The organism is Bradyrhizobium sp. Ken01 (assembly GCF_055807355.1).
In genome coordinates this window covers 77,952-102,208 of record NZ_JBVVPC010000030.1, presented here as the reverse complement: position 1 = coordinate 102,208, position 24,257 = coordinate 77,952, and the positions used below count along the sequence as shown (strand labels likewise).

Sequence of the window (24,257 nt, the reverse complement as noted above, 5' to 3'; positions counted from 1 at the left end):
GCACCGAGGTTCCAGTGAACCTGCTTGAGATTCTTTAAGCCGAATTTGTCGGCGCCGAAGGCACCGTTGCGCACGCCCGTCTCTTGCACGAAAAATCCTCCTAGAACCCACTCAGCGCGATCATGCTTGGCGCCGCCGCGGTCACCGTGATTACAGGCCGTCCGGCCTCGGTTGGAACGACCTAATACTGATGAACGCTGGCGTTGCCAAGCTGATCCCTTAGGATTTGGTTTATTCAAGGACCGCGCCAAACGTCGCGCATGTCAGCTCTGAGCAGGCGCATCAAAAAATCAACAATGATCGCGCAACCAAATAGGCGTTTCGGCGTTTCCCAAGGTTATTGCGACGCACAACGCCGAATACGGTCTCGATGAAATTTCCAAGCCCACCCTATCGTACCGCGCCTTCGCCGATCAGCGCGAAGGGCCCCCACATCGCAGGATAGGCGTTGCGCGGTGACGAGGTGTCGTCAACATAGGTTAACATCGCGCGGCGCAAGGCCTCGGCACGGCCGATTTTTGGTTCGCTTTTGAGCAGCTCGAAAGTCATCGTGGTCAGGCGGGTGGCAGCCTCCGAATCCACGGCCCAATGCGAGACCAGGAGTGCGCGCGCGCCGGCATAGAAGAACGAGCGCGCCAGTCCGGACAGGGCCTCGGCGCCCGGCTTGTCGCCCGCGATGGTGTTGCAGGCCGACAGCACAACCCAATCCGCATTAAGCTTGAGCTGAGCGACTTCACTCGCGGTGAGCAGACCGTCGTCGAACTCAGTCGGCTGATCGGGAATGGAGAGCGCGAGCGAGGGCTCACCCAGTCCCTTGATGTCCCCGGCAACGAGGCCGTGGGTGGCAAAGTAGATGATGCCGTATTGAGCAAGCGCTGCACGCTTGAGCGTCGTCTCGCTGGCGTCGCGGCCGAGATGGATATCGGCCTCAGCAGCCCCGACATCCCTGGCCACCGCGTTCAACTCATCGGCGGTATCAGGCAGTTGCGGCAGCGCCTGCGCAAGCCGTGCGCGATCGACGCCGGCACCGCGCCAGAAATCACTATAGGCGATGGTCGCGATGCTGCGCGCGGCGACCTTGCCGTTCGCCGCGCGCCGCTCGGCGGTCCCTTCCAGTGCAGGATTGAACACGGGATCGCCGAAGCCGGTCATCGGCTTCACGCTTTGGTCCCGGCGCGCGAAGGCGCGCAGCGATTTCAGACTGACCACCGAGGGCAGCACCGAGACGGCCTGACGCCGCAGCAGCCAGGCAGCGCCGCGATAGCCTTCGAGCGTGTCCGGGATCGCAGCCTGCGGCTTCTCGGTGACGAGCAGATGAAACGGCAATGCGGTCAGCGCAGCCGACGGCACCACCAGCAGGCTGCGCTTGTCCTTTGTCAACGCCTCGACCGGACCGAGCAGCGCGACATGGAGCTCGTTGGCGAGCGCGAGATCGAACAATCCGGATTTGCCGGAGGCATCGCGCGCTTTGCCGACGTCGAGTCCCTTGCGGAATGCCGTCACCTTCTGCGTCAGCGCATCCGCGCCGAGTGGAATCGCCTTCCAGTCGACGCCCTCGCGCGTGATCGCGATGACATAGCTCTGCTTGTCGACGACGGAGTAGAGCACCATCGCCTCGTCGGCCGACAGCAGCAGCTGAATGTCCTTTGCCGTCAACGGCAGGGGATTGGAGAGCGACGCATAGTCGGGAAACTCGACCGCGAGCGTCTTCTGCAAGCCCGCACGCTCGTTGGTAATCGTTGCAATCCGCGCGCGGCTGCGCTGCTCGCTTGCGAGATCGCGCTGCGCGGATTGCTTCGAGACCGCGGTGACGATCGCCTTGTCGAGCGCCTCGGACTCAGCCGCGAGATCCTGGTCCCGGCGCACCAACTCGGCGAGCCGGTCGCTGCCGGCGGCAAGCCGAACCGCGAGCTTGTTCACGGCGGATGCGGCGGAGGATTGCGTGCCGCGCTGGATCGCGGCGAGGGCCTCGTCCAGCGCCTTGTCGCCGGCCAGCAGATCCTGTTGCCGTGCGGCGAACAGGACCGGCAACACGACGCGCAACTGGGCGCGATCGCCCCGAAGTGTCCTTTCCGCGAACGGCAATGCGTCCGCGGCGCGCCCGGCCACGTAGAGGAAATAAGCGAGATTGCTGGTCGAGGTCATGACGTCAGGATGATCGGGCCCGAGCGCATTTTCGCGGATGACCAGCGCGCGGCGATAGAGCGGCTCGGCGTCGCCGTAGCGCTGCTGGTGCTCGTAGAGGCCGGCGAGATTGTTCAGCGAGCGGGCAACATCGGGATGATCCGGTCCCAGCACTTTCTCCCGGATCGCCAGCGAGCGCTTGATCGGCGCTTCCGCGTCCGCATCGCGGTTGAGATCGCGATAGACTTGGCCGAGATTGTTCAGGACCGTGGCCACTGCCGGATGCTCGGGGCCGCCGGCCTTCTGATAGATCGCGAGCGCCCGCTGAAACAACGGTTCCGCGTCGGCATAGTGCTGCTGTTTCACATAGAGCGTGGCGAGATTATTGAGCGACTGCCCGACATCGGGATGCTCCCGCGACAATCCCTTCTCGCGAACGGCGAGCGCGCGCCTGAACAGCGGCTCGGCCTCAGCGTAGCGGCTCTGCCGCTGGTAAAGCGCGGCGAGATTGCTCAGTTCGGCTCCAATCAGCGGGGTTTCGAGACCGAGCGACTTTTCCATCAGCATGATGGCGCGCTTGTAGAGCGGCTCGGCCAGATCGTCGTGGCCCTGACCGGCATGAACCTGGCCGAGGTTGTTCAGCGCCGCGGCGAGCTCGCGACCGGTGTCGCTCTTCTCCAGGTTCGCGACCATGCCTTGCGCCAAAGGCAGTGCTTCCGAATATCTGCCGGCGCTCATCAGTGCGTTGATTCGCGCGCTCTCCGCGGCGAGACCTTTTTGGGCAACGCCAGGCGTGACTAGCGATGCGGTGATCGCGAGCGCCAAACCCGCAACCAGCGTCAGTCTCTTCCATTCTGCCATGACGCTCTCGCCGCCGCCTTCAGACCGGTAACGAACTTGGGTCGCGGCGATGGGCAGCAGCGTTCAATGTGTTGCGCTCTCGTCCATCCTGGTGCGCGCTTCGCCGGCGAGTCGAACCAGCATCTTGCGCAGCGCGGTGCCATCAGCCACGCGCTCCGGGAAGTCCAGCCGCAAGGCGGTCTGGCCGTCCTGCATGTCGAGGCCCTCCGGATCGCAGCCGGTGCAGCGCCAGTCGCCTGCGGCAGCGCCGAGCAGCTTTGTTGCATAGAGGCCCATGGCGTCGCGGTGGTCGGCATTCATGTGCTCGACCGCCCCCTCCTCCGCCGCCAGCAATTCCCCAGCCCCCGTGAGGTCGGTCAGGAATTGCTCCGGCTTGAGGTCGACGATCCGGCCGAAGCCGGCGACCAGATGGGTTCCCGTGGGCCGAATCCGGAAGAAGGAGAAATCCTTAAATGAAACAAAGGCCTCCGCGGAGGGATGGGCATTGAGGTACCGTCGCCGGAGCAGATCCTTGTCCGCATCGGCCGGCTCGGCATGGCCGGACAGCATGATCCGGGCGCCCTCCAGCGGATCACCCGCCGCCCGCTCGTCCAGCATCAGGGACACCCGGCTGTCGGCCAGGATGTTTTTGGTGTGCACGGCCAATCCCGAGATCAGCAGGATCGGACAGCCATCCGGGTGGCTGGCCAGATTGACCAGGGAACAATAGGGATCGCCGCTGCCGGCCATCAATGTCGCCAAGGCCCCCTGCCGTGACCGCCGCAGCAGCGATTTGGCGAGCTTTCCGGGGTCGAAATCGGGGGTCGGTTGCATCGGCTTTCTCGGGTCAGGTGGTTGCATGGAGGGCCTTTTTTCGGGTAAACCGGGGCCTGATTATGGGTCGAGACGCGGCGAATCTGCCGTGTTTCGTGGAACTTGGTCACACTTCAGCCTAGCTTGCATTGCTCGGTGACAAGGTTCGAATGCCAACATCGGCACCCATGTATGCGGCGCATCAGTGGATTGCTCGCCGTTTTCAAGCCACGACCCAAACGGAAAGCAGAAAGCAGAGGCTCATGCCCACAATCGCTTTGGTCGACGACGACCGCAACATTCTCACATCCGTCTCGATCGCGCTGGAGGCCGAAGGCTATCGCATCATGACCTATACCGACGGCGCCTCCGCGCTCGACGGTTTCCGCACCACCCAGCCCGATCTTGCCATCCTCGACATCAAGATGCCGCGCATGGACGGCATGGAGACCTTGCGCCGGCTGCGGCAGAAATCCGACCTGCCCGTGATCTTCCTGACCTCCAAGGACGAAGAGATCGACGAGCTGTTCGGCCTCAAGATGGGCGCCGACGACTTCATCCGCAAACCGTTCTCGCAGCGCCTGCTGGTCGAGCGCGTCAAGGCGGTGCTGCGCCGTTCGGCGCCGAAGGACCCGACCGTCACGCCGAAGGAGAACGACGCCAAGGCGCTCGACCGCGGCCTGCTGCGCATGGATCCTGAACGGCACACCTGCACCTGGAAGAACGAGCCGGTGACGCTGACCGTCACCGAATTCCTGATCCTGCAGGCGCTCGCGACCCGGCCCGGCGTGGTGAAGAGCCGCAACGCGCTGATGGACGCCGCCTATGACGACCAGGTCTATGTCGACGACCGCACCATCGACAGCCACATCAAGCGGCTGCGCAAGAAGTTCAAGGTGGTCGACAACGAGTTCGAGATGATCGAGACGCTCTACGGCGTCGGCTACCGCTTCAAGGAAGCCTGAGGCGCACGCGCCTCCACGAAAGACCGAGAGCATCGCCGGTTCTGATTCCATCGGCACCGGGATGGCTCTAGGATGCGGGGACCTTCGCACGAGCTGTCCTAACGCGGGCGTGAGCATTGCTTGACCGAACGCAGCCTGACGAGAACCAGAACGCCGAGGACGTCACCGCCCACGGCGCTCCGGATCAATTGGCCGAGGACAAGCCGGCCGTGCAGGGCTGGCGTCCGCTGAACTGGCTGAAGCGCGCCGGGCAGTTCTTCTTCGCGCTGTCCTTCTCGAGCCTGACCCGCCGCATCGTCTCGCTCAACCTCGCCGGCCTGGTCGCGCTGGTGGCGAGCATCCTCTATCTGTCGCAATTCCGCGCCGGCCTGATCGACGCGCGCGCGCAGAGCCTGCTGGTGCAGGCGGAGATCATCGCCGGCGCCATCGCGGCCTCCGCGACGGTGCAGACCAACGCCATCACCATCGACCCCGACCGGTTGCTCGACCTCAAGCCGGGCGAGACCTATGGCGGGTCGGACGAGTATTCCCCGCTGGATTTTCCGATCAATCCGGAGCGCGTGGCGCCGGTGCTGCGCACGCTGATCTCGCCGACCAAGACGCGCGCCCGCATCTACGACCCGAACGGCAGCCTGCTGGTCGACAGCCGCAGCCTCGATACCGTCGTGCGCTTCCCCCTGCCGTCGGTCTCCGCCGAGAAGCCGGGCATGGTCGAACGCGGCATGGTCGCGGTCCGTACCTGGCTCAATCGCGGCGACCTGCCGCTCTATCGCGAGCTCGGACCCGAGAACGGCAATGGCTATGCTGAGGTCGGCGACGCGCTCCAGGGCCAGAAGCGCTCGATGGTGCGGGTTAATGCGCGCGGCGAGGTGATCGTCTCGGTCGCGGTCCCCGTACTGCGCTCGCGCGCCATCCACGGCGCGCTGATGCTGTCGACGCAGGGCGACGACATCGACCAGATGGTCACCGCCGAGCGCCTCGCCATCCTCAAAGTGGGCGGCGTCGCCGCCGCCGTCATGATCATGCTGTCGCTGCTGCTCGCCAGCACGATCGCAGGTCCGGTCCGCCGGCTCGCCGACAGCGCCGAGCTGATCCGTCGCCGCATCAGGACCCGCGTCGAGATTCCCGACTTCACCCGTCGTCGCGACGAGATCGGCCATCTCTCCGGTGCGCTGCGCGACATGACCAGTGCACTCTACAGCCGCATCGAAGCGATCGAGATGTTCGCCGCCGACGTCGCGCACGAATTGAAGAACCCGTTGACCTCCTTGCGCTCCGCGGTCGAGACGTTGCCGCTGGCGCGCAACGAGAACAGCCGCGCGCGCCTGCTCGAGGTGATCGAGCATGACGTCAAGCGGCTCGACCGGCTGATCTCGGACATCTCCGATGCCAGCCGTCTCGATGCCGAACTGCAGCGCCAGGATGCGATCCCGGTCGATTTGCGCCGCCTGCTGACGACGCTCGTCTCCGTCGCCAATGAAACCAAGCTCGGCCATGACGTCGCGGTCGAAATGCGTTTCGAGGGCCGCAGCCCGACCGACAATTTCGCCGTGACCGGCCACGATTCGCGGCTCGGACAGGTGGTCTCCAACCTGCTGTCCAACGCACAGTCCTTCTCCGAGCCCGGCAACAAGGTGCGCCTCACCTGCCGCCGCGTGCGCGGAGAGATCGAGATCGTGATCGACGACGACGGCCCCGGAATCCGCGACGACGCGCTGGAGCGCATCTTCGAGCGCTTCTACACCGACCGACCTCATCAGGGCTTTGGCCAGAATTCCGGCCTCGGTCTGTCGATCTCCAAGCAGATCGTCGACGCGCATGGCGGACGCATCTGGGCCGAGAACCGCCCCGGCCCGGCGGACGAGGACGGAGCGCCCAGTGTTGTCGGCGCGCGCTTCGTGGTGAGGCTGCCGGCGCTATGAGCCAAGGCAGCTTGGACGAAGGCGGCCCCAGCATTCACGCCTCGGCGGTCAAGGTTGGAGATCTGGCGGTGCTGATCCGCGGGCCCTCGGGCTCCGGCAAGTCGCGCCTTGCCTTCGATTTGATCATGGCGGGACGTAGCGGCGTGATCGAAAGGGCCGTTCTGGTCGGTGATGACCGTGTCCATCTGGCGACAGTCGGCCGCGAAATTGAGGTCCGCCCCGCTCCGGTCCTGGCCGGCATGATCGAGATCCGGGGGCTGGGAATCCGCCGCTGCGACTTTGTGGAGCATGCGACCGTCGGCCTCGTGGTCGATCTGGACGCGGCGGATGCGGAGCGGCTGCCGCCGGCCGAATCCCTGAAAACAGCCATTTTAGGTGTCGAAATACCGCGAATCCCTGTGGGCCGCGACTATTTGCCCCTCCCTCTGGTTGTCGCGGCCTTGACCACTACCAAGAGTTCATCTTCCGTTAACCCTTCCGGCGATTGTTTGAAGGGAAATGGTAACCATATGAACCCCACACTCGCGACCGAATAGACCGGCGCAGCTCCCCTTATCCATCCGTCTAGATTCAGGGAGATACGCAACATCCCCTCTTGCGCGGGGGCTCTGGATGGTCAAAGTGGCGCGTTCGTGCGGTGCACCAAAAGCGCCCGCGAGGAGTTTTCCGATGATTGGTCTAGTACTTGTGACCCACGGGCGCCTTGCCGACGAATTCAAGGCAGCGCTTGAACATGTCATGGGCCCACAAAAGCAAATCGAAGCGATCACGATCGGCGCCGAAGATGATTCCGATCTCTGTCGAAGCGACATCATCGAGGCGGTTAACCGCGTCGATTCCGGCGATGGCGTCGCGATCCTCACCGACATGTTCGGCGGCACGCCATCCAACCTGGCAATATCCTGCATGAGCCGGCCGAAGGTCGAAGTGCTCGCGGGGATCAACCTTCCCATGCTGGTGAAGCTGGCCAAGGTGCGCGAGGAGCGTCCGCTCCCCGACGCGATCGCGATGGCCCAGGAAGCCGGCCGCAAATACGTCACCATCGCCAGCCGCGTCCTCGCCGGCAAATGAGCGACGAAGCGCCGCAAGCCGGGACGGGCGTGCCCGCGGGCGCGATCTCCAAGGACCTCCTGATCATCAACAAGCGCGGCCTGCACGCGCGGGCCTCCGCGAAGTTCGTCCAGGCCGTCGAGCGCTTCAGCGCGCAGGTCTGGGTGACGCGCGGCGGCGAAACCGTCGGCGGCACCTCGATCATGGGCCTGATGATGCTCGCCGCCGGTCCCGGCACCACCATCACGGTCGCCGCTGCCGGCGATGATGCCGAAGCCGCGCTCGCGGCGATCACCGAACTCGTTGAAAGCAAATTCAACGAGGAAGGGATTTAGGCGGCGCCGCCTCGATCACTTCCCCGGCGGCGCGATGTAGATGTTCCAGCTCATCGACGGACCGGCCTTGCCGTGGGTGAAACGGCGCGTCGTCATCACGATGCGCTCGGCATTCGGCGCAACCTCGGACACCCATTTCTCGAACGCCGGCAGGCGGCCGTCGGCCGGATCGAACACGCCGATGAAGCCGTATCTCTTGACGTCATCGGGCGAAATCAACCCGGACCCCCAGGTTTCGAGCGGCGTGAACGCGGCCGGATGATCCGGGCTGTAGAACACCATCGGCTGGATCGACTCCATGGTGCCGGCGACGACCGCCCAGCGCGAGGCGAAGCGCGCGTGCCAGGCCTGCGTCAGCTCGCGCGCGAGATCCGAGCGCGCGCCATAGGTCGCCGTGTTGCCGGCATTGGCCGCCATCTCCCGCGCGGCGATCCAGGGCGAGGCAATGAGCGTGGCGACGCTGAGCACCAGCCAGATCGCGACAATGTTGAACAGCGCCGCACTCTGCACCCGCAAGGCCGGGATCGCGACCAGCGCGAGCGGCACCAGAAAGAACAGCGAGATGCCCCAATCGGTCTTCATGTAGATGCTGAACGCCAGCGCGCCGAGCGCGGGGCCGACCGCGACGATGATCTGGATGATCCAGACGTTGCGCGCCTGCGAAAGGTTCACGCTGGAATTCGCGCCGCGCGCCCAGGCCCGCGTGACGATGCGCGCGGGCGCATGCAGGAGCAGCCTGAACCAGGGCGGCACCAGCGCCATCGCCAGCGCGGCCAGCGCCACCGGCAATGCCAGCAGCGCGACATTATGCAGGGCATAGCCGGCCACGAGCTGATGCACCTGGCCGCTGTCCTCGAGGCTGTAGGTGTCGCCCGCATAGGTCAGCGGCACGAAATGCGCGTCCGCCAGCCAGACGATGTGCGGGATCATCGCAACCACCATCGTCGCGATCGCAATCCACGGCGCCGGCGACCACAGGAAGTTCAATCGCTCCGGATGGATTAGCGCGGCAAGCCCGATGGCGCCGATCATGGTCAGCACCCAGTACTTGGTCATCAGCGCCAGCGCGCCGGCAAGGCCGAGCAAGACTCCGGATTGCCAGCTCCGCTTCTCGAACGCATTGAGATAAGCGAGCACGAGGAGCGGCAAGGTGACGAGCTGGAGCAGGTCGGGATTGTACTTGAAGCCCTTGAAATTGAAGATCGGGTAGAGCGCGACCATCACCACGACCAGGAACGCGCGCCGCGCATCCACCACGCGCAACGCGATGAGCCAGCAGATCACCATACCGGTGCCGACGGTCGCCATCGCGAGCGCATAGGTCGCCCAGTCCGTCGGCGGGAACATTGTGAACCAGAGGCCGGCGACCCAGCCCGACAAGGGCGGGTGCTTGCCATAGCCCCAGAGGAATTTCTGGCCCCAGCCCCAGGCTTCCGCGACGTCCATGTGAACGTCTTGCGCGGCCTTGAGGTTGATCAGGATGAAGGTCCAGAGCACCGCATGCAGGATGGCGAGCTGGATCACCAGCCAGAGGCGCGCCTCGGGGCGGGTGGCGCTGGCAACCAGCCAGGCCCGGAAACGCATCAAACTCACCCGGGCTTTCGCGCGTGGCCGGGTGGAGGGGATCGATGTTGTAGACATGGCCGCTTGGGTAGCGCGTTTCGCGCTTGAGTGAAATCAGCTTGGCGTGAATGAATGACGGCCTGGAGCACGGAAACGATACGGAATCACCGGGCCAGTAGTTCCGGGCGATATTCAAAGTGCATCGTGTCGTAATGATACCATTTGCCTCCCCAGATGAACCCGTGGCGTTCGAAGATATCGACGATCTCCTGCGGCATCCTGTTCTTGTACGGGATCGACTTTCCGCGGCCCGCCCACAGCCAATAATCGGAATATCGCAGGTTCAGATCGATCGCGACGGCATAGCCATGCATGCTCATCTTACCGGTATCGACGACCGGCCGGCACGACAGCACGCCGGCAATGGGAAAGGCTGCGGCCCTCAGCGCTGGTTCGAGCTTGTCGATTTCCGCCGACACCTCCTTGAGCCGATCCGCGACGCCATTGATCCGCGTCACCTGGACCGCCTTCCCCCATGATCGCGGCAACCAGGTGATGGTCACGAGATTCCGCTGCACCGCTCCAGCACGGCAGTCGCCATACATCTTCGTGAAGAACGCTTCGTTCCGGAATCTGCCGGGATCGGCGTTCAACGCGGGCGGCGCAGAAGCCCCTACGGGATAGGCCAACCGGAGCTGGTCGATGATCGAGGCATTGCGCAGCCGCTGGTCAAACGATTTGTCGTCGACACCATCGTCCACCGGCATCTTGGTGCCATCGCGCCACGAAATTTGCTTGCCATCGTGGCCGGTCAGGAAATCGGGATAGGCACGCACCAGCTGATCCAGAAGTTCGGTTCTGGTTTGAGCGTCCGCCGGCACCGACGCAGCCACCAAGGCGACGACGATCTGCGCTGCCCGCAATGCGATTGTCATCGACGCCTGCCGGCCTGATCGAGCAGCGCGGCATTCGTCTCCTCGATCGAATTGAGCTTCGGATTCCATGTGTTGGGAGAGTACCACGGGAAGCGTTCAAAACGGGCCTTGAGATCTGCCGCCTCGAAATATCGCCCCCGCCGCGCGTAGATCTCGTTGCGTGCGATACGGATTTCCTCGTTCGACAGCCCGCGCAGATCCGCCGGCGTGAGCAGGCGTCGATCTGAATCGGGAAGGATGAAGCTGCCTTGAACCGGGCCGCCGGATTCATAGCGGTCGATCAGGGCGACGTTTGCCTTCTCGACGGCGTTCAGCGGCGGGTCCCAGGTGCGGGGTACATACCAGGAGAACTTGCTGAACCTCGCCGTCAGTTCGGGCGAGTTGAAGTAGCGCCCTCGCCGCGCAAAGATTTCGTTGCGGGCGAGGCGCAGCTCTTCCTTGCTCAGCGTCTTCAAATCGCCGTCGGCAAGCAGCCGGCTATCCGAATCCGGGAAAAGGAAATCCGATTGGGTTCTCGCAACCGGAGGTGTGGAAAGCGGAAGGTTCGCAGGGGGCGACGTGACCGTCGCCGGCACGTTGACCGGCGCGACCTGCACTGCAGGCGCACCTGAAAAGTAGAATGATCCATCGATCGGCGAGCTGGAGACCCAGGGCTGTTGCGAGCTACCGGTCGCGCGCTTGACGATGAGCCCCACCTGATTGAACGCCTGGAGCACGTCGAGCCCGGGTCTCTGCATCGTCTCGACCAGCGCCCGCGTGTAGGGGCTGTGTCCATCGGATCCGTCGAGCGCGACGTTGCCCGGTTGTGTGGCATAGGAGAGCAGCGTTCCCTCCGGCGCCCGGATTTGCGCCAAACCTCCGTCGGAGCCACGGAGGCCGCGACCACCGAACGGATTGTTCCTGCATGCATCGAGAATGACGATGTTCAGCTTGGTTCCTGCGCCGTCCATCTGCCGCAGCACCAGCGCGGCGTCGACCATCTGGAAATCCACATCGGACTCGCGTGTCGGATTCGCCGAGACCGGAACGAGATAGTTGGTGCCGCGGACCTGGATGCCGTGTCCGGCGTAGTAGAACAGGGCGACATCTGCGCCGATCAACTGGTTGCCGAAACGTTGGACCGCATTGTCGAAGCCTGCCTTGTCCAGCTCGACCTGGGCGCCGCCGCCGACCAGCGCGAAGCCGAGCCTATGCAAGGTATCGGCCACCAGCAGCGCGTCATTTCTGGGATTTTCCAGCCGCGACACGTTCTGGTAGGCGGAATTGCCTATGACGAGGGCCACGCGTTTTTCAGCCGCGGCCGGGAAGGCGAAACACGCCGCAAACAACAAAGCGGAAAGGCGCTTCCAATGCATTGCCTGTTTCCATGACAGAAAGCCGGAAAACTAGCAGAGGCGGTCGCTGAAATCGATGGCAGGGAGGCTGGAGATTGCAGCGGCTGGCGGATCGATGCCGTCCACCCTCCTGGTCCCGCGGGAGGCAGGGCCGGCTGCCCCGTCCCGGACGCGCAGGCGCACTGCCGGACGCGCCTTCTGGGACGCAGCAGGACCAAGTGAATGGTTGCCGCACGGGGATGTGAGTGGTATCCCGCGCCCATGACGACCGTCCCCATTTCCAACATCCGCAATTTCTCCATCGTCGCCCATATCGACCATGGCAAATCGACGCTGGCCGACCGCCTGATCCAGATGACCGGCGGCCTCACCGACCGGGAAATGGCGGGCAAGGAGCAGGTGCTCGATTCCATGGACATCGAGCGCGAGCGCGGCATCACCATCAAGGCGCAGACGGTCCGCCTCGCCTACCGCGCCAAGGACGGCAAGGATTACATCTTCAACCTGATGGACACGCCCGGCCATGTCGACTTCGCCTACGAAGTCTCGCGGTCGCTGGCGGCGTGCGAGGGTTCCCTGCTGGTGGTCGACGCCAGCCAGGGCGTCGAAGCCCAGACGCTCGCCAACGTCTACCAGGCACTCGACAACAACCACGAGATCGTCCCGGTCCTGAACAAGGTCGACCTTCCCGCCGCAGAGCCCGAGAAGGTCAAGCAGCAAATCGAGGACGTCATCGGCATCGACGCGTCGGACGCGGTGATGATCTCGGCCAAGACCGGCCTCGGCGTGGCCGATGTGCTGGAAGCCATCGTCACCCGCCTGCCGCCGCCTAAGGGCGATCGCGATGCGACGCTGAAGGCGCTGCTGGTCGACAGCTGGTACGACGTCTATCTCGGCGTGGTGGTGCTGATCCGCGTCGTCGACGGCGTCATGAAGAAGGGCAGCCGGGTTCGCATGATGGGCACGGGCGCTGCCTATGACATCGAGCGCGTCGGCTTCTTCACGCCGAAGATGACGCAGGTCGACGAGCTCGGCCCCGGCGAGATCGGCTTCATCACCGCCGCGATCAAGGAAGTGGCCGACACCCGCGTCGGCGACACCATCACCGACGACAGGAAGCCTGTCACCGAGATGCTGCCGGGCTTCAAGCCGGCGATCCCGGTGGTGTTCTGCGGCCTGTTCCCGGTCGATGCCGACGACTTCGAAACACTGCGCGCCGCGATGGGCAAGCTGCGTCTGAACGACGCCAGCTTCTCGTTCGAAATGGAAACCTCGGCCGCACTCGGCTTCGGCTTCCGCTGCGGCTTCCTCGGCCTGTTGCACCTCGAGATCATCCAGGAGCGGCTGTCGCGCGAGTTCGATCTCAATCTGATCGCGACCGCGCCGAGCGTCATCTACAAGATGAAGCTCAACGACGGCACCGAGATCGAGATTCACAATCCCATCGACATGCCTGATGTGGTCAAGATCGCGGAGATCCAGGAGCCCTGGATCGAGGCCACGATCCTCACCCCCGACGAATATCTCGGCAGCGTGCTGAAGCTGTGCCAGGACCGGCGCGGCGCGCAGAAGGAACTGACTTACGTCGGCTCCCGCGCGATGGTGAAATACGATCTGCCGCTCAACGAGGTCGTGTTCGACTTCTACGACCGTCTGAAGTCGGTCTCCAAGGGCTACGCCTCGTTCGACTATCATCTCACCGACTACAAGCCGGCCGATCTGGTCAAGATGCAGATCCTCGTCAACAACGAGCCGGTCGACGCGCTCTCGATGCTGGTGCATCGTACCCGCGCGGAGGGGCGCGGCCGCGCCATGGTCGAGAAGATGAAGGATTTGATCCCGCCGCACATGTTCCAGATCCCGATCCAGGCGGCGATCGGCGGCAAGGTGATCGCGCGCGAAACCGTCCGCGCGCTGCGCAAGGACGTCACCGCAAAGTGCTACGGCGGCGACATCACGCGTAAGCGCAAACTTCTGGAGAAGCAGAAGGAAGGCAAGAAGAAGATGCGGCAGTTCGGCAAGGTCGACATCCCGCAGGAAGCTTTTATTGCCGCGCTGAAGGTGGACAGCTGAGGCGAGCGCCTCGCCCGCCTCGATCGAGACGAGACAAGTTCGGTCCGCGCTATTCGGGCCAGAAAATAAAAATCGCGAAAACAACCCCATGCACAGTAGCGAGGGGCTTGTTCGGATTGAGGTTTTGATTTTCAGAATTTCGTTTGACCTGTCGGGCAAAACAGGGGCATAATGTCACCATGCAGCACGTGGCAATGCCGTGCGCATGAGACGCAGCATCGTCCTCCGAACGCTTTGGGAAGATGTGGACTTCAGCCGAATTGCTTCTACGTCGGAGGCAGCGTCACCCCCGTCAACTCGCCCAGTCTGTCCAGAAGCCGCTCCTGAAAATCGGGATCGGTCGCTTCGTGCGCCGGCTCCTGTTGGCGGATGTCATGCCAGTAGCGACCGCTGACCAGGGCGGCGGGATCATCGCTCACCGCCAGCCAGGTCTGCGTCCGTTGTCCGGTGACCACACCGACCGGCGCTCCGGCACCGCCCATTTTGGTGCGCGCCCAGCCGGGATCGACGGCGTTGCTCAGCACCTGCGGCCAACGCCGCGCCAAGGCAAAGGCCAGTGCGACCATGTGCAGCTTGCTCTCCGCGTACGCCTTGGCGGGATCCCAGGTTCGCTTCGTCCAGTCGAGATCGCCTAACGATCCCTCTCCGCCGCGATGAAGCCCGCTGCTGAGATACACCAGCCGATCGGGGCGCTTCATCAGGGCGGTGAGCAAATAGGGCGCGAGCGTGTTGACCGCCAGGGTGGAGGCGTGGCCTTCGGGCGTCGGGCCGCGGCTGCGCTCGGTATAGACCCCGGCGTTGTGAATGACCGCGTCCATTCGTCCGATGGCGTTGACCTGATCTGCCACGTGCCTCGTCTGGGCGGCGCTCTTGAGATCGCCGATCACGACCCGTGCGGAACGCGATTCAAGCTCGGAGATTGCCGCCGCACGTTCCGCCGATCGAGCGTGCAGGACGACCTGGTGGCCCTGTTCGAGGAGAGACTGGGCAGCTGCGCGGCCCAGACCGTCCGTGCTGCCCGTGATGAAGACGATTGCCATTGCCGCTCCTGTTCGATCCCCCCGCTTCGGTGCCTCCGTCGAAAGCTCAAGGAGAATGCAACATGTTCGACTGATCATGCCGCGCGCAGCTCGCTGCGAACGAAGACATCACAACCGAACAATCTTCCAGGATGCGCATTAACATCCGATAAGTTGGGAATGACCGCATGTCGAATTTCGTCATGCTGCTGGTCGAGGATGACTCGCTCCAGCGCGAAGTTCTATCCGACCTTCTCAAGGACGAAGGGTTTGAAGTCGTCGAATGTGCCACCGCGGAAGCGGCGGAGCTTATCGTGGCGTCGACGGGCACGGAGCTACGGGCGCTCATCACCGATCACAACCTCGCGGGCAGAATGACCGGGCTCGAACTCGCAGAGTACGCACGCAGTGCTCATCCGGGGCTCAACATCGTGCTGATGTCCGGGACAATGATGGCGCCGCTGCCGCCCAACACGATTTTTTTGCACAAGCCGTTTGCGCCCGCCCATTTGCTGGCGGCCGTGTAGAATCAGGATGCCCTCGAGGGTCATCCGCCCGAATTTTCCGCGCCGACGGCGTTCTCGCTCTCCGGCACCGTCAGCCGGACAGAGTGACCCTGCCGCATGGCGAGCGACGCAGCCGCGACAGCCGCCTCGAAAGCGGCTTCCTTGGTCTGGTAGGTGTTCCGGATTTCGCCATCGTGGTCGACGTGCCAGGCACCGTCCCTGCCAACGATATCATAGGCTGCGAGGCCCATCGTCTATCCCTCCATCATGCGTCCGGTGTTGCCTTGGACGCCTGGGTGCTGCTCACCGGGTCCGACGCCGGGAAACTGTCCTTCAAGCCCTTTTCCAACTCGTCGTCCTTGGCCTTATCGCGTCGGATGCCACGTTTGAGATCTTCCGCGTTCTTGTCCGGCGGTGCCGGATCGAATTTCTCGGTCATGCAAGAGTCCTTTCATGACCTAAAACGCGTTGAGCTGATGACCGTTCCTCTCAAGGAACTAACGCAATCGCGGCTTGCTGTCGGCGGGAAAACCAGAAAAGCGCCCGCAGCGCTCATTTATTCAGGTTGCGCCCACCGCTACAACACATCTTGGGATAGTATTGCGCATTCCTTCCAATCAGGGGAATGCGATGAAAGCTTCGGTTTTTGCGCTAGGGGGCTTGATCATTTTGTCGATCACCGGAGCGAACGCAGCTCCCAAGGCCACTGCTGCCCCGACCACGGCAGCCAGCCCGGTCGCATGTTCCACCTCGGGTGGCGGCTTCGGGAGCTACCCGTCGGGCTGCCGAAAGGGAGCAAACTTCAAGACCTACAATGAATGCAAGGAATCAGGCGTCAAGCGCGGCTGGAGACACGAAGACATGGCGTGGTACTGCAGCGGGCTGGGACTGCAATAGCGAGCGGTCATTGTGCTTTTCACGGCCGCGAACCCGGCGCGACGACTGGAGCGACCTATGGAATGCACAATCCGGCCCGCACTCGCAGATGATGCCAATGAGATCAGCGCGGTCATCTTGCGGGCGCTGCGGGAGACGAACGCAAAGGACTATGCGGACGGGATCATCGAAAGGATCGCGCATAGCTTCAGTCCCGAAGCCGTACGGCGGCTGATCGGACTACGCACCGTCTTTGTCGCCACGATCCGCAGCCGCATCGTTGCGACCGCAGGTCTCGACGGAAATGTGGTCCGCACCGTCTTCGTGGCTCCCGATGTTCAGGCCCGGGGTATCGGCAAGCTGCTGATGGCCGAGATTGAGCGCACGGCGCGCGCACGAAACGTTGCTTCGCTGACCGTCCCCTCTTCCGTCACCGCCGAGACTTTCTACGCGCGGCTCGGGTTCAAGGCGGTGCACGACAGCCATCATGGTGACGAACGCACGATCATCATGGAGCGCCTGCTAAAGGACCCGATCTAGATCCAGCTTGGGCCGTTCTCTGGGATTCAGCGGCCTGATGCTTGTTGTCTGCCAACCCGTGCGCGTGCGCAGGGACGTCGCCGCGAAACGCATCACGCGCACGCGCAAGCTTTCAGGTGAAGCAGCCCGCAGGATGGATTGAGCTCTTGCGAGACCCATCGCCCGACGAGTGCAGCCTAGAAGTTTGTGGGTTTCGCTTCCGCTCTACTCCTAGGGGCTGACATCGCCGCCTTGCCCTCTCCCGGCAGATCGGTCACCATCCCTGCTGCGCACCATCAACAAGACCAAAAGCGCAGAGGAAACGGATGAGTAAGCCATCAGGCTTCAACTACGGCTGGGTCGTTGTCGCCGCGGGTGCGCTGATGACATGCGTCGGCTTCGGCACGATGCTGTCCCTTGCGGTCTTCCTGCAGCCGATCTCGGACTCGATGGGATGGTCGCGCGCCGGTGTGTCGGCGGCGGCGACGATCGATTTCCTCTGCATGGGTGCTGCCGCGTTTGTCTGGGGCACGCTGTCGGACCGGTTTGGCACCCGCATCGTGGTTCTTGCCGGAAGCGTTCTGTTGGGGCTCGGTCTCGTGGCCGCGAGCCAGGCCGCAAGCCTGTGGCAATTCCAGCTGTGCTTCGGCGTGCTGATCGGCGTTGCCGCCGGCAGCTTCTACGCGCCGATGATGGCGCTCGCGAGCGCCTGGATCGAGACCAACCGCAGCCTTGCGGTGGCGCTGGTCTCCGCCGGCATGGGCGTGTCGCCGGTGACGATCGCGCCGACCGCAAGCTGGCTGATCACCGCCTACGACTGGCGCACCGCGATGCTGGTGATCGGCATCGCGGCGTGGGCGCTGCTGATCCCCGCCAGCTTCCTGGTGCGCTCCGCGCCGGCAGCGACTGGGCCCACAACGGCGAATACCGCGCCGGAGATGGAGTTGACCGGGTCGCAGGCGCTGCGCACGCCGCAATTCATCGCGCTCGCGGCGGCGCATTTCGCCTGCTGCGCCGCGCATTCCGGCCCGATCTTCCACATGGTATCCTATGCGATGGTGTGCGGCATCGCCCCGCTCACGGCGGTGACGGTCTACAGCGTCGCCGGTGTCTCCGGGCTTGGCGGGCGCCTGCTGCTTGGCGCGGCTGCCGATCGCATCGGCGCCAAACCGGTGCTGGTCGCCGGGCTGTTCGTGCAGGCGATGTGCATCGCGACTTATCTCGCGGTGGCCCAGCTCGGCGAATTCTACGCGCTGTCCGTCGTGTTCGGTCTCGCCTATGGCGGGGTGATGCCGCTCTATGCGGTGCTGGTCCGCGAGTTCTTCGGCGCGCGCATCATGGGCACGGTGTTCGGCGCGGTGTCGGCCTTCGCGAGCCTCGGCATGGCAATCGGGCCGTGGGCCGGCGGTCTCGTGTTCGACAATTTCCAGCGCTACACATGGTTGCATGCGGGCTCCTTCGCCATCGGGCTCGCCGCCGTCGCGGTGGCACTGAGCTTCCCGACCAGACGCAAGCAAACGCTCGACCTTGGCCGCGCCGCGGCCTGGCGAGGTGGCTCATGAACAGGCCGCAAGTCTTCGATCAAGGCCATGATCTCGTCGAACGCGCCCGCGCCATCGCGCCACTGATCGCGGGCGAGGCCGACGAGATCGAGCGGTCGCGGCGGCTGACGCCGGCCGTCGTCTCTGCGCTGATCGAGAACGAGCTCTATCGCGCGCTGCTGCCGCAGAGTCTTGGCGGCGTCGAAGCCGCGCCGGAAGCCTTCATGCAGATGCTGGAGGAGATCGCGAAAGCGGATGCTTCCACCGCCTGGTGCCTCGGCCAATGCAGCGTCTGCGCGATGATCGCAGCTTCGCTCGACCACGACACCGCGCAGGAGATCTTCAACACGGCGCCGGGCATTCTCGCGTGGGGCGCGATCGCGCATGAGGCGCGCATCGTCGAGGGCGGCTATCGCGTCACGGCGCGCTGGGACTTTGCCTCGGGCTCGCGGCAGGCGAGCTGGCTCGGGGCGCATGTCCGCATCGTCGGGGCCGACGGCGCGCCGCGGAAAAATGCAGACGGCTCGGCGGAGGTGCGCACCATCCTGTTTCCGGTCGCGAGCGCCGTGCTGCACGACGTCTGGCAGGCGATCGGGCTCGCCGGCACCGGCACCGATTCCTACGAGGTCGCCGACCTGTTCATCCCCCAGCGCTTCACCGCGTTTCGCGACGTGCCGTCCGCGCTACGCGAGCAGGGTCCGGTTTACAGGATCGGCACCGGCTCGACGTTCAGCCTCGGCTTTGCCGCGGTGTCGCTCGGCGTGGCACGGGCCACGCTGGATGCCGCAATTGCACTGGCGCGCGGCAAGCATCAGTCGCTGGCGGCCAACGCCATGCACGACAACCAGGCGGTCCAGGGCCTGATCGGCCGCACCGAGGGGGACCTGCGGGCCGCGCGCGCTTATCTCTATGCGACGGCAAGTGCGATGTGGCGCGATCTCTGCGCGACCGGCGCGTACAGCGCGGCGCATCGGAGCTCGGTTCGCCTCGCCGCGACCTGGACCATCCACCAGTCGGCCAAGGTGGTCGACACCGCCTATCACATGTCCGGCGCCACGGCCGTATTCCGCAGCAATCCGTTCGAGCGACGGTTTCGCGACATGCACGCCATCGCCCAGCAGATCCAGGCGCGCGACACGCATTACGAGGATGTCGGTAAGATGATCCTTTCAGGGGACCGCTGACGTCGACCAGTTACGAAAGTGCACGCACGCTGACCTATATTGAGCTCACCATCCGGCGTCTTCGCCGCTGAACCTTTGCGGATTTCCTCGGACCAATTTCTATAGCTACAAAAACGACGGCTTTTCCGCCGTGACCGCGCCGACCATTTGGAAGTGATAATTCGAATTGTTTTTTGCGCGCTGCATTTGCGCAAGAGAGGTCCGTTATGGGCCGAACAGCTGGCAGGAAAGTCAGTTGCCATGCCATTCAGGGGCGTTCGCCGGGATGGCACCATGGTGGCATTCTCATTGTTGCCACCCTCTGCATCGCATGCACTCTCCTGTTTGCGAGCGAAGCCGTGGCTCAATGCTCGGCGCGAGACGTCCTGCGGAATCAGCTGAAGCTCAAGCAGGCGCCGTCTGATCGGCCGCAAGTCCCAATCAAATCCGCCGTCGATCTCCCCGCGTGGAAGACGATCCGGATCGGGACGTTTGCAAACTTCTTCGCCCTCAGCAACGCTTTGGATGCGGCAGGTTGCGGCATCGGAAACTCGGCTGGCGAAATTCTCGCGCGGCCGACGTTTACCGTTAGCGCCACGAAAACGAGCGTAGAGCTTTTCACGGTGTCGGCAGCCGAACTTGGCTTTCGGACCGACACGGCGTTGCTGGCGAACATCTACGCGCGCGCCAAACAGTTGGGTTTCGGCTTGGCGGCTGCAGAAGTCGGACCCCAACTGAGGCTTCAATATTTCGACCAGCCGATCGGTGAGTTTCTCATCATCGGAATGGAGCCAATCAGGACCTGGCAAGGCGCGCCCGTCATCTTGAATGTCGCCAATGGCGGCGCGGGACTCATCCTCATCGGCCAGGATGGCAGCGCCGACGCACAGATCCCCGCGGTATCCCGCTTCGTATTCGTGCGGAGCAACCAAACCGCTCCTGCCGAGGGGCATGAGGCCGTATCGCTTGTCGGTCACTGAACTTTCAACTGTGCGCAGCTCAAGACGCAAGCCGACATCCCGCAGCCTAGGCCACCAGCGCAGCGTCTTCCTCGCCTACTCCATCGATGCCCCGTTGCGCGGCGAGCAGGCTGATGATCTCCGCATTCGGCCGGGCCTTGCTGAACAGAAACCCCTGGCCTTCGTCGCAGCCCTCAGTGCGGAGGCAGCTCAGCTCGGCCTCGGTCTCGACGCCTTCGGCGGTGATGGTGACGCCGAGGCCTTTGCCGAGGCTGACGATGGAGCGGATGATCGCCTGGGCCTCGCGATTGGCGCCGAGATCGCGCACGAAGGACTGGTCGATCTTGATCTTGTCGAAGGGGAAGCTGCGCAGATAGCTCAGGCTGGAATAGCCGGTGCCGAAATCGTCCATCGAGATGCGCACGCCGAGCGCGCGCAGCGCATGCAACGTCGCCAGCACCTGGGCGCTCTTTTCCAGCAGCAGCGTCTCCGTGATCTCGAGCTCGAGCCGCCGCGGCGGCAGGCCGGAATGCTTCAGCGCATCCGTCACCACCGAAAGCAGATTGCCGCTGCGGAACTGGAGCGGCGACAGGTTGACGGCGACGCGGACGTCGTCCGGCCAGGTGGCGGCGTCGTGACAGGCTCGGCGCAGCATCAAACCGCCGAGCGGATTGATCAGCCCGGTTTCTTCCGCAACCGGTATGAACTCGGCCGGCGAGACCATGCCGCGCTCGGCATGCGGCCAGCGCACCAGCGCCTCGAAGCCGGTGATGCGGCCGCTCTGGAGGTCGATCAGCGGCTGGTAGTACGGCCGGAGCACGTCGTTCTGGATCGCGTCGCGCAGCTCGACCTCGATCTTGCGGCGGGTCTGCGCTTTCGCATCGAGCGCCGCCTCGAAGAACGCGAACGAGCCGCGCGCATCCAGCTTGGCACGCGACAGCGCCATGTCGGCACTCTTGAGCAGCTTTTCGGAATCGTCGCCGTCGCCCGGCGCCATCGCGATGCCGATGGAGGCGCTGATCACCACGGAATGGCCGTCGAGCAGATAGGGATCGGCGATGGCTTCGAGCAGGCGCTTCGCCAACAGCACCGCATCCTCGGGACGCGTCAGGCCGCTCTGCACGATCGCGAACTCGTCCGAGTTCAACCTCGCCAGCGCGTCCTCCTCGCGCAAGGTCGAACGCAGCCGCTTGGCGACGCCGCGCAGCAGCTTGTCGCCGACCGCGTGCCCCAGCGTGTCGTTGACCGCCTTGAAATTGTCGAGCCCCAGCATCAGCAGGGCGACCTTGTCGGTGCTGCGCCTCGTATGCAGCAGCATCTCGTCGACCTGCTGGCGCAGCAGATTGCGGTTTGGCAGACCGGTCAGCCCGTCATGCTGGGCCATGAAGGCGAGCCGCGCCTCGGCGCGCTTGCGCTCGGTGATGTCCATCAGCGCGAGCAGCACCGCGGGCCGCTCGGCATAGGTCAGTTCGCGGGAATAGATCGCAAGGTCGATCAACGCGCCGTCGGCCTTGACGTGCTTCCAGGTGCGTCCGGCCTGCTCCTCACCGGCCGAAGCGGCGGTCCAGGGCGGCTCACTGTCGAAAGCCTGAAGGGAGCGGATCGTCAGCCGCTCGAAGTCGGCGCGGCTGTAGCCGTAATGGGCGACCGCGGCATCGTTGACGCCGAGGATGCGCTCGTCGTCCAGCGCGCAGACGATCATGGGGACCGGATTGCCGTCGAACAGCAGGCGGAACGAGGCCTCGCGCTGCTTCAACTCGGTGATGTCGACGCGCAGGCCGACGACGCCGCCGTCGTCGGTCAGCCGCTCGTCGATCAGGATGACGCGGCCGTCCGCCAGCTTCTGCTCGTGGCGCGAGCCGGGCTGATAGAGCTTTTGCAGCCGCTCGGCGATCCATTCTTCCTCATGGCCGGCGGCCTCGGGATAGTCGCCGCGGGCGACGCCGATGCGCAGCGTGTCCTCGAGGCGCGCGCCTTCCTCGAACAGATCGGCAGTCTTGCTGTAGATTTCCGCGTATTGCTTGTTCCAGAGGACGTAGCGGCCTTCGGCATCGAGAAACACGATGCCTTGCGGCAGAATGTCGATGGCCTGGCGCAGGCGCTCATGGGATTTGCGCGCTTCCGCGATCGCGGCCTCGGCACGGCCGCGCAGAACTTCGTCGCGTTCGAACGGAGGATGAGGGGCGCGCGCAAAGCGCGGCTTGCGCGGGTGCAGGCCGGACCTGCCAAGCACGCCGCCCTTTCGCTTTTTCGGCTTTCGAAACCCCAAACTCAACTTCACTCGTCCCAGTCGCGCCCAGCGATCGCAACTCTTGGGGCAAGTGTCTGAAAAAAAGGTAATCTTGGGTGGCATGACGATGGGACGCACGGTCTGGCAGTCTCGGAAAAACAGCCCTCATTGCCCGTTTGCAAGGCGCGGCAGTGCTGATGGGCGCTCCAGGCCCATCGCATTGTCGTCATCGGAGAACGAGATGGCGCAGAATTGCGCGCTGCCTTGAATCATTTCCGGGATCGCGCGCGATTGCATGCAGAAGGGCGTGAGTACGCGTCTCGCGCACGAATTTTGGTCAATGCATGAGAGGGTTATCGCGTGGTTAAAAAACGGCCGGCCGACGCCGCGGAACTGCGACTTTTGAACGAAATTTCGGCGGAACGACTGTTTCTTAACCCTGACGCGGTGTTGGGCTATAAGAATGTCAGCATGAGTCCCCGCCGCCTCGCCCCTCTCCTGCTCGTCATGACGCTCCTGGCCGCCGGCGACGCGCTGGCCCAGGACAAGGGCAGCGTCAACCCAAAGCCGCTGCCGCCGCTCGCCAATCCGAACGATCCCAATATCGGCGCCAAGGAGCTGTTCGCGCGAAAGCTGCTGCCGTCGAAGGGACCGGCGCACGTCATCGGCTCCTATGTGAAGGGCTGCATCGGCGGCGCCGAGCAGATGCCGCTCAACGGCGACAACTGGCAGGTGATGCGGTTGTCGCGTAATCGCAGCTATGGTCACCCCGCGATGATCGCGCTGATCAAGCGGCTTGCGGCGAGGGCGCACAAGGACGCGGGATGGCCGGGCATCCTGGTCGGCGACATCGCCCAGCCGCGCGGCGGGCCAGCGCTGTCCGGCCATGCCAGCCACCAGATCGGCCTCGATGCCGACATCTGGCTGACGCCGATGCCTGACCATCGCTTGTCGCGCGAGGAGCGCGAGGACATGTCGGCGGTGATGATGGTGCGCCCGGACCGGCTCGACATCGATCCGAAGGTGTTCACGCCGGGCCATGTGCTGGTGCTGCGCGACGCGGCGCAGGAGCCGGCGGTACAGCGGATCTTCGTCAATGCCGCGATCAAGAAGGCGCTGTGCCGCGAGGCCAAGGGCGACCGTTCCTGGCTGTCGAAGATCCGGCCGTGGTGGGGCCACGACTATCACTTCCACATCCGCATGCACTGCCCGGCGGGCGCGAGCGACTGCGAGGGCCAGCCGTCGCAATCCGAGGACGAAGGCTGCAAGCCCTCCGATCTCGCCTATTGGTTCAGCGACGGCGTGCTGCACCCCAAACCCCCGCCGGAGCCGCCGAAGCCGAAACCGCCGATGACGCTGGCGCAGATGCCGGCGGCGTGCAAGGCCGTGCTGCACGCGGGCAACGCGAAGCCGTAAAACTCTCCGCCGGGATGACGAATTCCTGATTGGCGCCATGCGAACCGTCGCCTTTGACCTGTTCCGCCACCCTG

The 24,257-nt window shown here is 64.2% G+C and carries 22 protein-coding genes; 12 read left to right on the top strand and 10 right to left on the bottom strand.

What is annotated here, in order from left to right:
- The 3 genes from AC0L3S_RS26070 to AC0L3S_RS26060 all read right to left on the bottom strand — a co-directional run.
- Positions 1-239: hypothetical protein (locus tag AC0L3S_RS26070; protein ID WP_473282161.1), on the bottom strand; the 239-nt coding region annotated here is incomplete at its 3' end.
- 151 nt (positions 240-390) lie between these two features.
- Positions 391-2,985, bottom strand: coding sequence for a CHAT domain-containing protein (locus tag AC0L3S_RS26065; RefSeq protein ID WP_473282159.1), 2,595 nt, complete (start codon positions 2,983-2,985; stop codon positions 391-393).
- Between the two features lie 63 nt (positions 2,986-3,048).
- On the bottom strand, positions 3,049-3,798 hold the full coding sequence (locus AC0L3S_RS26060; protein WP_473282157.1) for a HugZ family pyridoxamine 5'-phosphate oxidase: 750 nt from the start codon (positions 3,796-3,798) through the stop codon (positions 3,049-3,051).
- Between the two features lie 242 nt (positions 3,799-4,040).
- Between AC0L3S_RS26060 and AC0L3S_RS26055 the strand changes: the two genes are divergently transcribed.
- From AC0L3S_RS26055 to AC0L3S_RS26035, 5 genes are all read left to right on the top strand, one after another.
- The gene (locus AC0L3S_RS26055; RefSeq protein WP_007597749.1) at positions 4,041-4,742 is read left to right on the top strand and encodes a response regulator transcription factor; all 702 of its coding nucleotides are present in this window, start codon (positions 4,041-4,043) and stop codon (positions 4,740-4,742) included.
- A gap of 116 nt (positions 4,743-4,858) precedes the next feature.
- A complete protein-coding gene (locus AC0L3S_RS26050; RefSeq protein ID WP_473282156.1) occupies positions 4,859-6,664 on the top strand; it encodes a stimulus-sensing domain-containing protein in 1,806 nt (601 codons plus the stop codon).
- An 11-nt stretch (positions 6,665-6,675) separates the two neighbouring features.
- On the top strand, positions 6,676-7,200 hold the full coding sequence (locus AC0L3S_RS26045; protein ID WP_473282167.1) for an HPr kinase/phosphorylase: 525 nt from the start codon (positions 6,676-6,678) through the stop codon (positions 7,198-7,200).
- Between the two features lie 133 nt (positions 7,201-7,333).
- Positions 7,334-7,735, top strand: coding sequence for a PTS sugar transporter subunit IIA (locus tag AC0L3S_RS26040; protein WP_007597752.1), 402 nt, complete (start codon positions 7,334-7,336; stop codon positions 7,733-7,735).
- The gene (locus AC0L3S_RS26035) at positions 7,732-8,049 is read left to right on the top strand and encodes an HPr family phosphocarrier protein (RefSeq protein WP_007604995.1); all 318 of its coding nucleotides are present in this window, start codon (positions 7,732-7,734) and stop codon (positions 8,047-8,049) included. The genes AC0L3S_RS26040 and AC0L3S_RS26035 overlap by 4 nt, the downstream gene beginning before the upstream one ends.
- A gap of 15 nt (positions 8,050-8,064) precedes the next feature.
- Here the strand turns inward: AC0L3S_RS26035 and AC0L3S_RS26030 are convergent, their stop codons facing one another.
- The 3 genes from AC0L3S_RS26030 to AC0L3S_RS26020 form a co-directional block, all read right to left on the bottom strand.
- Positions 8,065-9,690 carry a glycosyltransferase family 39 protein gene (locus AC0L3S_RS26030; RefSeq protein WP_473282155.1) on the bottom strand — a complete coding sequence of 542 codons (1,626 nt, stop codon included), beginning with the start codon at positions 9,688-9,690 and terminating at the stop codon, positions 8,065-8,067.
- A gap of 86 nt (positions 9,691-9,776) precedes the next feature.
- Entirely contained in the window at positions 9,777-10,535 is a 759-nt protein-coding gene (locus AC0L3S_RS26025) for a M15 family metallopeptidase (RefSeq protein ID WP_473282153.1), read from the bottom strand.
- Between the two features lie 8 nt (positions 10,536-10,543).
- On the bottom strand, positions 10,544-11,902 hold the full coding sequence (locus AC0L3S_RS26020) for a caspase family protein (RefSeq protein ID WP_473282151.1): 1,359 nt from the start codon (positions 11,900-11,902) through the stop codon (positions 10,544-10,546).
- 240 nt (positions 11,903-12,142) lie between these two features.
- On the opposite strand from AC0L3S_RS26020, the gene lepA reads away from it, so the two are divergent.
- Entirely contained in the window at positions 12,143-13,954 is a 1,812-nt protein-coding gene (gene lepA, locus AC0L3S_RS26015) for a translation elongation factor 4 (protein WP_473282149.1), read from the top strand.
- A gap of 266 nt (positions 13,955-14,220) precedes the next feature.
- Here lepA and AC0L3S_RS26010 read toward each other — a convergent pair whose 3' ends face one another.
- Positions 14,221-14,994 carry an SDR family NAD(P)-dependent oxidoreductase gene (locus tag AC0L3S_RS26010; protein WP_473282147.1) on the bottom strand — a complete coding sequence of 258 codons (774 nt, stop codon included), beginning with the start codon at positions 14,992-14,994 and terminating at the stop codon, positions 14,221-14,223.
- Positions 14,995-15,161: 167 nt separating this feature from the next.
- Here AC0L3S_RS26010 and AC0L3S_RS26005 point away from each other — a divergent pair, with 167 nt between their 5' ends.
- Positions 15,162-15,500 (top strand): response regulator, encoded by a 339-nt coding sequence (locus tag AC0L3S_RS26005; RefSeq protein ID WP_473282145.1) that lies wholly within the window; start codon positions 15,162-15,164, stop codon positions 15,498-15,500.
- A 20-nt stretch (positions 15,501-15,520) separates the two neighbouring features.
- Here the strand turns inward: AC0L3S_RS26005 and AC0L3S_RS26000 are convergent, their stop codons facing one another.
- Both AC0L3S_RS26000 and AC0L3S_RS25995 read right to left on the bottom strand, forming a co-directional pair.
- Positions 15,521-15,730 carry a hypothetical protein gene (locus AC0L3S_RS26000; protein WP_027514367.1) on the bottom strand — a complete coding sequence of 70 codons (210 nt, stop codon included), beginning with the start codon at positions 15,728-15,730 and terminating at the stop codon, positions 15,521-15,523.
- 14 nt (positions 15,731-15,744) lie between these two features.
- Positions 15,745-15,918: a hypothetical protein gene (locus AC0L3S_RS25995; RefSeq protein ID WP_219679146.1), complete on the bottom strand. Its 174-nt coding sequence runs from the start codon at positions 15,916-15,918 to the stop codon at positions 15,745-15,747.
- A 470-nt stretch (positions 15,919-16,388) separates the two neighbouring features.
- On the opposite strand from AC0L3S_RS25995, the gene AC0L3S_RS25990 reads away from it, so the two are divergent.
- From AC0L3S_RS25990 to AC0L3S_RS25975, 4 genes are all read left to right on the top strand, one after another.
- Positions 16,389-16,895 (top strand): GNAT family N-acetyltransferase, encoded by a 507-nt coding sequence (locus AC0L3S_RS25990; RefSeq protein WP_473282143.1) that lies wholly within the window; start codon positions 16,389-16,391, stop codon positions 16,893-16,895.
- Between the two features lie 305 nt (positions 16,896-17,200).
- A complete protein-coding gene (locus tag AC0L3S_RS25985; RefSeq protein ID WP_473282141.1) occupies positions 17,201-18,436 on the top strand; it encodes an MFS transporter in 1,236 nt (411 codons plus the stop codon).
- Positions 18,433-19,599, top strand: a complete 1,167-nt coding sequence (locus AC0L3S_RS25980) for an acyl-CoA dehydrogenase family protein (protein WP_473265099.1) — start codon at positions 18,433-18,435, stop codon at positions 19,597-19,599. Before AC0L3S_RS25985 ends, AC0L3S_RS25980 begins: the two co-directional genes overlap by 4 nt.
- 206 nt (positions 19,600-19,805) lie before the next feature.
- On the top strand, positions 19,806-20,558 hold the full coding sequence (locus tag AC0L3S_RS25975) for a hypothetical protein (protein ID WP_473282139.1): 753 nt from the start codon (positions 19,806-19,808) through the stop codon (positions 20,556-20,558).
- Positions 20,559-20,604: 46 nt separating this feature from the next.
- Here AC0L3S_RS25975 and AC0L3S_RS25970 read toward each other — a convergent pair whose 3' ends face one another.
- Positions 20,605-22,770, bottom strand: coding sequence for a putative bifunctional diguanylate cyclase/phosphodiesterase (locus AC0L3S_RS25970; protein WP_473265097.1), 2,166 nt, complete (start codon positions 22,768-22,770; stop codon positions 20,605-20,607).
- Between the two features lie 468 nt (positions 22,771-23,238).
- Here AC0L3S_RS25970 and mepA point away from each other — a divergent pair, with 468 nt between their 5' ends.
- Positions 23,239-24,183, top strand: a complete 945-nt coding sequence (gene mepA / locus AC0L3S_RS25965; protein WP_473265096.1) for a penicillin-insensitive murein endopeptidase — start codon at positions 23,239-23,241, stop codon at positions 24,181-24,183.
- Positions 24,184-24,257 lie beyond the last annotated feature (74 nt).

Excerpts from the sequence above, each read along its gene's own strand:
- AC0L3S_RS26065 (WP_473282159.1), bottom strand. The coding sequence starts at position 2,985 with ATGGCAGAATGGAAGAGACTGACGCTGGTTGCGGGTTTGGCGCTCGCG.
- AC0L3S_RS26060 (WP_473282157.1), bottom strand. The coding sequence starts at position 3,798 with ATGCAACCGACCCCCGATTTCGACCCCGGAAAGCTCGCCAAATCGCTG.
- AC0L3S_RS26055 (WP_007597749.1), top strand. The coding sequence starts at position 4,041 with ATGCCCACAATCGCTTTGGTCGACGACGACCGCAACATTCTCACATCC.
- AC0L3S_RS26040 (WP_007597752.1), top strand. The coding sequence starts at position 7,334 with ATGATTGGTCTAGTACTTGTGACCCACGGGCGCCTTGCCGACGAATTC.
- AC0L3S_RS26035 (WP_007604995.1), top strand. The coding sequence starts at position 7,732 with ATGAGCGACGAAGCGCCGCAAGCCGGGACGGGCGTGCCCGCGGGCGCG.
- AC0L3S_RS26030 (WP_473282155.1), bottom strand. The coding sequence starts at position 9,690 with ATGTCTACAACATCGATCCCCTCCACCCGGCCACGCGCGAAAGCCCGG.
- AC0L3S_RS26020 (WP_473282151.1), bottom strand. The coding sequence starts at position 11,902 with ATGCATTGGAAGCGCCTTTCCGCTTTGTTGTTTGCGGCGTGTTTCGCC.
- lepA (WP_473282149.1), top strand. The coding sequence starts at position 12,143 with ATGACGACCGTCCCCATTTCCAACATCCGCAATTTCTCCATCGTCGCC.
- AC0L3S_RS26010 (WP_473282147.1), bottom strand. The coding sequence starts at position 14,994 with ATGGCAATCGTCTTCATCACGGGCAGCACGGACGGTCTGGGCCGCGCA.
- AC0L3S_RS26005 (WP_473282145.1), top strand. The coding sequence starts at position 15,162 with ATGTCGAATTTCGTCATGCTGCTGGTCGAGGATGACTCGCTCCAGCGC.
- AC0L3S_RS26000 (WP_027514367.1), bottom strand. The coding sequence starts at position 15,730 with ATGGGCCTCGCAGCCTATGATATCGTTGGCAGGGACGGTGCCTGGCAC.
- AC0L3S_RS25995 (WP_219679146.1), bottom strand. The coding sequence starts at position 15,918 with ATGACCGAGAAATTCGATCCGGCACCGCCGGACAAGAACGCGGAAGAT.
- AC0L3S_RS25985 (WP_473282141.1), top strand. The coding sequence starts at position 17,201 with ATGAGTAAGCCATCAGGCTTCAACTACGGCTGGGTCGTTGTCGCCGCG.
- AC0L3S_RS25980 (WP_473265099.1), top strand. The coding sequence starts at position 18,433 with ATGAACAGGCCGCAAGTCTTCGATCAAGGCCATGATCTCGTCGAACGC.
- AC0L3S_RS25975 (WP_473282139.1), top strand. The coding sequence starts at position 19,806 with ATGGGCCGAACAGCTGGCAGGAAAGTCAGTTGCCATGCCATTCAGGGG.
- mepA (WP_473265096.1), top strand. The coding sequence starts at position 23,239 with ATGAGTCCCCGCCGCCTCGCCCCTCTCCTGCTCGTCATGACGCTCCTG.